Source organism: Cupriavidus sp. FW216-B1, from assembly GCF_058789195.1.
Genome location: NZ_JBYTEL010000006.1, coordinates 220,684 through 227,459 on the forward strand (window position 1 = coordinate 220,684; position 6,776 = coordinate 227,459).

4 protein-coding genes are annotated in these 6,776 nt (G+C 68.4%); 2 read left to right on the forward strand and 2 right to left on the reverse strand.

The window, feature by feature from the left end; translation table 11 throughout:
* Entirely contained in the window at window positions 1-1,233 is a 1,233-nt protein-coding gene (locus AC3WXD_RS15485; RefSeq protein ID WP_454731062.1) for an efflux RND transporter periplasmic adaptor subunit, read from the forward strand.
* Window positions 1,230-4,427, forward strand: a complete 3,198-nt coding sequence (locus AC3WXD_RS15490; protein WP_454731061.1) for an efflux RND transporter permease subunit — start codon at window positions 1,230-1,232, stop codon at window positions 4,425-4,427. The genes AC3WXD_RS15485 and AC3WXD_RS15490 overlap by 4 nt, the downstream gene beginning before the upstream one ends.
* Before the next feature lie 868 nt (window positions 4,428-5,295).
* On the opposite strand, the gene AC3WXD_RS15495 is transcribed toward AC3WXD_RS15490, so the two are convergent.
* Together AC3WXD_RS15495 and AC3WXD_RS15500 are read right to left on the reverse strand one after the other, a co-directional pair.
* Window positions 5,296-5,667 carry a cupredoxin domain-containing protein gene (locus tag AC3WXD_RS15495; protein ID WP_020206029.1) on the reverse strand — a complete coding sequence of 124 codons (372 nt, stop codon included), beginning with the start codon at window positions 5,665-5,667 and terminating at the stop codon, window positions 5,296-5,298.
* Between the two features lie 43 nt (window positions 5,668-5,710).
* Window positions 5,711-6,595: a metallophosphoesterase family protein gene (locus tag AC3WXD_RS15500; protein WP_492324108.1), complete on the reverse strand. Its 885-nt coding sequence runs from the start codon at window positions 6,593-6,595 to the stop codon at window positions 5,711-5,713.
* Between the last annotated feature and the right edge of the window lie 181 nt (window positions 6,596-6,776).

The following is a 6,776-nucleotide window of genomic DNA, read 5'->3' on the forward strand; positions in this document are numbered from 1 at the left end:
ATGGCGACTCAGCCCTCCCGCCGCAACCCCTTCCTGATCGGCCTCGCCGTGTTCGCGCTGGCCGTGCTGGCCTGGTTCGCCAGCGGACCGCTCAAGCACATGCTGGCGCCGCGGCAGGCGGCCGCGCCCGCACCCGCGGTCGCCGTGTCCAGCGCGCTGGCCAGGCGCGAGGACGTGCCGATCGGCCTGACCGGCGTCGGCACCGTGCAGGCGATGGCCACGGTGACGGTCAAGTCGCGCGTGGACGGCCAGCTCGACCGCGTCGGCTTCGTCGAGGGCCAGGACGTCAAGGCCGGCCAGCTGCTCGCGCAGATCGACCCGCGCACGTTCCAGGCGCAGCTGCAGCAGGCCCAGGCGCAGAAGGCGCGCGACGAGGCGCAGCTTGCCAACGCCCGCGTGGACCTCAAGCGCTTCGAGGGCCTGATCCTCGAAAACGCCACCACGCAGCAGACGCTCGACACCCAGCGCGCGCTGGTGGCGCAGCTCGCCGCCACCGTGAAGAACGACGACGCGCAGGTCAACGCCGCGCGCGTGCAGCTGGACTTCACCACCATCAACGCGCCGCTGTCCGGGCGCGTGGGCGCGCGCCTGGTGGACCCCGGCAACATCATCCACGCGGCCGACGCCAGCGGCATCGTGGTGATCCGCCAGATCGACCCGATCGACGTGGTCTTCACGCTGCCCGACGGCGACTTCCAGCGCATCAACCACGCCATCCAGACCAGCGGCACGCCGCTGGCCGTGGAAGCGATGGAGCGCGAGAGCGGCAAGCCGCTCGGCCGCGGCAGCCTGATCCTGCTCAACAACACCATCGACACCACCTCCGGCACGATCCAGCTCAAGGGCCGCTTCCCCAACCCGACCCACACGCTGTGGCCGGGCCAGTACGTCAACGCGCGGCTGGTGCTGGGCGAGCGCGACCAGGCGCTGACCATCCCCGCGCCGGCGGTGCAGCGCGGCCAGGCCGGCACCTACGTCTACGTGGTGCAGGCCGACCACACCGTGGCCTCGCGCCCGGTCGAGGTGACGGAGATCCAGGACACGCGCGCCATCATCGCCCGGGGCCTGGCCCCGGACGAGCGCGTGGTGGTGGACGGCCAGTACAAGCTCAAGCCCGGCGCGCGCGTGACCGAAAGCGCGCCCGCCGGCACCGTGGCCAGCGCGGGCAGCGGACCTGCCGCCGCGCCACCCGCCACCCCGGCCGCGGCCGGCGCCGGGAACGCACGGCCATGAGCATTTCCGCCAACTTCATCAAGCGCCCGATCGGCACCTCGCTGCTGGCGCTGGCGCTGCTGCTGGTCGGCGTGGCGGCCTGGCCGCTGCTGCCGATCGCGCCGCTGCCGCAGGTCGACTTCCCCACCATCCAGGTCTCGGCCTCTCTGCCCGGCGCCAGCCCGGAGACGATGGCGTCGAACGTGGCGCAGCCGCTCGAGCGCCAGTTCTCGCTGATCGCCGGCCTCACGCAGATGACCTCGGCCAGCGCCCAGGGCAACGCGCAGATCACGCTGCAGTTCGACCTGAACCGCAACATCGACGCCGCCGCGGTCGACGTGCAGGCCGCCATCAACGCCGCCAGCGGCCAGTTGCCGAGCAACCTGCCGACGCCGCCAACCTTCCGCAAGATCAACCCCGCGGACTCGCCGATCCTGGTGCTGGCGGTGCAGTCCGACACCCTGCCGCTGACCGAGATCAACGACTACGCCGACAACGTGCTGGCGCAGCAGATCTCGCAGATCTCCGGCGTGGGCCTGGTCAACATCGGCGGCCAGCAGAAGCCCGCGGTGCGCATCCAGGTGGACCCGCAGAAGCTGTCCTCGATGGGCATGAGCCTGGAAGACGTGCGCGGCGTGATCGCCTCGACCACCGTCAACCAGCCGACCGGCGCCACCGACGGGCGCACCAAGGCCTTCAACGTCTACACCAACGACCAGCTCACCAAGGCCGCGCCGTGGAACGACATGGTGCTGGCCTACCGCAACGGCGCGCCGGTGCGCGTGCGCGACGTGGGCGTGGCGGTGGACGCGCCCGAGAACGTCAAGCTGGCCGGCTGGGGCTTCGCCGGCGCGGCCGCGCCCGCGGACAACACCTTCCACAACGGCCGCGCCATCATCCTCGCCATCACCAAGCAGCCCGGCGCCAACGTGATCGAGACGGTGGACCGCATCCGCGCCGCGCTGCCGCGCCTGCAGGCCGCCATCCCGCCCACCATCAGCGTCAACACGCTGGTCGACCGCACCCAGACCATCCGCGCCTCGGTGGCCGACGTCGAGTTCACGCTGGTGCTGACCATCGCGCTGGTGGTGATGATCATCTTCATCTTCCTGCGCAACGTGGCCGCCACCGTGATCCCGAGCGTCACCGTGCCGCTGGCGCTGCTCGGCACCGCGGGCGCGATGTACCTGCTCGGCTACAGCCTGGACAACCTGTCGCTGATGGCGCTCACCATCGCGGTGGGCTTCGTGGTGGACGACGCCATCGTCATGCTGGAGAACATCTACCGCCACGTCGAAGACGGCATGACGCCGATGGAGGCCGCGCTCAAGGGCGCCGGCGAGATCGCCTTCACCATCGTGTCGATCTCGGTCTCGCTGGTGGCGGTGTTCATCCCGCTGCTGCTGATGGGCGGCATCGTCGGGCGGCTGTTCCGCGAGTTCGCCGTGACCGTCACGCTGACCATCGGGGTGTCGGTGATCGTCTCGCTCACGCTCACGCCGATGCTGTGCTCGCGCTACCTGACGCCGCCGCGCGGGCACCAGCACGGGCGCCTCTACCAGTGGTTCGAGCGCGGCTTCGACACCATGCTGGCCGGCTACAAGCGCGGGCTCGACGTGGTGATGCGCCACCAGTTCATCACGCTGTGCGTGTTCATCGGCACGGTGGCCACCACCGTGGCGCTGTTCGTCTACATCCCCAAGGGCTTCTTCCCGCAGCAGGACACCGGCTTCATGTTCGGCTTCGCCGAGTCCGCCCAGGACGCCTCGTTCAAGTCGATGAACGCGCGCATGGTGCAGCTGGCCGACGTGGTGCGCGCCGACCCCGACGTGATGGCGGTCGGCATGACCGGCGGGCAGAACACCATCAACACCGGCAACTTCTTCATCAGCCTGCGGCCCAAGGACCAGGGCCGCACCGCCAGCGCCGACGAGATCATCGCGCGGCTGCGCCCGAAGCTGGCGCAGGTGCAGGGCGCCAACCTGTTCCTGCAGGCCGGCCAGGACATCAACGTGGGCGGGCGGCTGTCGCGCACGCAGTACCAGTACACGCTGGTGGACGCCAACCTCGACGAACTCAACCAGTGGGCGCCGCGCATCCTGGAGCGCCTGCGCGGCCTGCCGGAGCTGACCGACGTCGCCTCCGACCAGCAGAACGCCGCCGCCGCCGCGCGCCTGACCATCGACCGCGCGCGCGCCTCCAGCTTCGGCATCACGCCGGCGCTGATCGACGCCACGCTGTACGACGCCATCGGCCAGCGCCAGGTGGCGCAGTACTTCACGCAGATCAACAGCTACCACGTGATCCTCGAAGCCACGCCGGCGCTGCAGGAAGACCCGACCCTGTTCTCGAAGCTCTACGTCACCTCGCCGCTGACCGGCGAGCAGGTGCCGCTGTCCACCTTCGTCAAGATCGACACCAACAGCACCGCCTACCTGTCGATCAGCCACCAGGGGCAGTTCCCCGCCGTCACCATCTCGTTCAACCTGGCCAGGGGCGCGGCGCTCGGCGACGCGGTCAACGCCATCAACAGCACGCTCGCCGGCATGGGCCGCCCGCAGACGCTGGGCGGCTCGTTCCAGGGCACCGCCCAGGCCTTCGGCGCGTCGCTGGCATCGCAGCCCTACCTGATCGCCGCCGCGCTGATCGCCGTGTACATCGTGCTCGGCCTGCTGTACGAGAGCTACATCCACCCGCTCACCATCCTCTCGACGCTGCCCTCCGCCGGCGTGGGCGCGCTGCTGATCCTGCTCGCCGGCGGCTACGACCTCACCGTGATCGCGCTGATCGGCATCATCCTGCTGATCGGCATCGTCAAGAAGAACGGCATCATGATGGTCGACTTCGCGCTCACGGCCGAGCGCGAGCACGGCATGACGCCCGAGCAGGCCATCTACCAGGCCTGCCTGCTGCGCTTCCGCCCGATCATGATGACCACCATGTGCGCGCTGCTGTCCGGGCTGCCGCTGATGCTGGGGCATGGCGCCGGGTCCGAGCTGCGCAGGCCGCTCGGCTACGCGATGGTCGGCGGGCTGGTGTTGTCGCAGGCGCTGACGCTGTTCACCACGCCGGTGGTCTATCTGTATCTGGACCGGGCGCATTATTGGTATGTGAAGCGCAAGGAGCGCCGGGCGCGGCGCAGGGCGGGGTTGGCGCCGCATGACGAACCTGGGGCGCCCGTTCCGCGTGTGTTGGCGGGTGGGGAGGGGGATTGAGGGGGTTTTTGGGTTTTTTGATTTGGCTTCGAAGGTAAAGGCTTTAATGTCGAAGGCTTAACTTCAAAGTCAAAGGCTTAAGATCAAAATCTTAAATTCAAAGTCTTAAAGTCAAAGTCTTAAAGTCAAAGTCAAAGGCTTTCGCGCCCCCGGCGCGACCTACTTTCTTTTTTCCGAAAAGAAAGTAGGCCAAGAAAGCGGACTGCCTGGCCGGCAGGGGCAGAAACGTTGGGGTTTCTGGTGTTTCTGGTTTCGTCGTGGGGTCTGCGGTTCTGCTGGCATCCTGCCGTTACCGGCGCGAACCACCGCGACTTTGCTGGCGGTGTTGGTTTCGTGGTCAGATCTATGATGGCGAGTGCACTGCTTGTTCGGCTATCTGCCGTTACCGGTTTGGGCGGCCACGACATAGCATCCTCGTGGTTTCGTGGTGGGCGCGGTGGACCCAGCGCGGGTGTGCGGGGTTGCTGGAACCGGGATTGCTGGGCCACTGCGCCCACCACGAAACCAGCACCGTCCCTATGCCGCACCCATCCGCCCCGGTCGCGGCAGCAGCCTGAAGGGCCTGGGCCAACGCCATCATGCAGCGTCACCACGAATCCAATTTCGCTTGCGACGCCGCAGGCAAGCAAACCGGTAGCGTCAGCAGCCTCATCGAAGCCAACGCCCGCACCACGAAACCACCACCAGACATAAGGTCTGAGCGCCCAGCCCCCCTGCAAGGGGTCTGCTTTCTTTGGTTACTTTCTTTTCAGACAAAAGAAAGTGACTGGCAGCCCCGCGCAGCGGGGATGTCATATGGCCTTTGGGTTCAAGCACCAACAACCGCCCGAGCCTCAAGGCCCACAAACACACAAGCCCCAAAAAAACCTCACATAACCTCAATCACCCCATTCATAGTCTCATGCCCCGACCCACAAAAAATATCGCATAAAAACCCAAACGTCCCCGCCCTGGCGGGCGTGGCCGCCAGCCTCACCACCTGCCCCGGCGGCAGATCGGCCCGAATCCCCAGATCCGGCACGCTGAACCCCATCACCACATCCTGCGCGGTCAGCTCGAACACCACCGGCTCGCCCACGCGCAGTGAGATGCGGTCGGGCGTGAAGATGAACTTGCGCGCATGCACCTTGATCACGCGCGGCGCGGCGGCGGTGCCGTGCAATAGCGGCGTGCCCGCCGCCAGTGCCAGCAGGCAGCGCAGCGCGCGCCGGCGGCCGGGTTTCGTTTCTGTCTTCGTCATGGCGGGACTCCTCGCGTCCGTGCGTTGCCGTGGCTGATGCCGTTCAGCCGGCCACCGGCTTTTCGTCGATGCCGAACTCGCCGCCGGGCCGGCCGGCCTGCACTTCGCGCCAGCCGAGGCCCTGGTAGGGCCGGGCCGGGTCCCACGGCACCGGCTGGCGCTGGGGCTGGGAGCCGGCGGCGGGCAGCGGGAACATCAGCGAGCGCGCCGCGTGGTGGGCGATGTGGCCGGTCATGTGGTGGTGCTCCTGGTGGATGTGGCCGTAGAACACCGTGACGTTGGCGTAGGGCATCAGGCGCTCGATCACCTGCGCGCCGTCGCGCGTGGCCCAGTCCCACTGCGGGTAGAGGTCGAACAGCGGGCGGTGGGTGAACACCACGATGCGCGCGTCGCGCGGCTGGCGCGCGAGGTCGTCGGCGAGCCAGCCGAGCTGGGCCTCGCCGACGCGGCCGGCGGGGTCGGAGACGTTGTCGAGCACGATGAAGTGCATGCCTTTGTGGTCGAACACGTAGTGCGTGGGGCCGAACAGTTCCTGGTAGGCGGCGCCCTGGTCGAGGCTGGCGTCGTGCTCGCCCGGCATCAGGTGCACCACCGGCACCTTGAGCCCGGCGACGATGGACTGGAACTCGCGCATGCGGCGGCGGCGCTCGGCGGCGTCGTCGGTGGTGTGGGTGAGGTCGCCGGTGAACATCAGGAAGTCGGGCGGCTGCGGCAGCGCGTTGACGGCGGCCACGGCCTTGGGCAGCGTGCCGCGCGCGTCGGGGTTGGGCGGGCCCTGGAAGCCCCAGTGCGCGTCCGACAACTGCACGAAGTAGAACGCCTCGTCGCGCCCGGCGGCCCAGCCGGGCAGGGCCTGCGCGAATACCGCGCCGCCGGCGCAGGCGGCCAGGCCGAGAAAGTCGCGCCGCTTCCATGATCGTTGCTGCATTCCGGCACCTCCGTGACAGATGTGATGTGGGGATGCCTGTCATACCGATGCCGCGCCGCGTTTATTCCGGCCGCGCGGTGGATTTATTTTTCGCGCGCGGGCCGGAAAGCGGGAATAAACTCGACGCGTCTCCGGTATACGGGATCGGGGGGGGGGGGGGGGGGGGGGGGGGGGGGGGGGG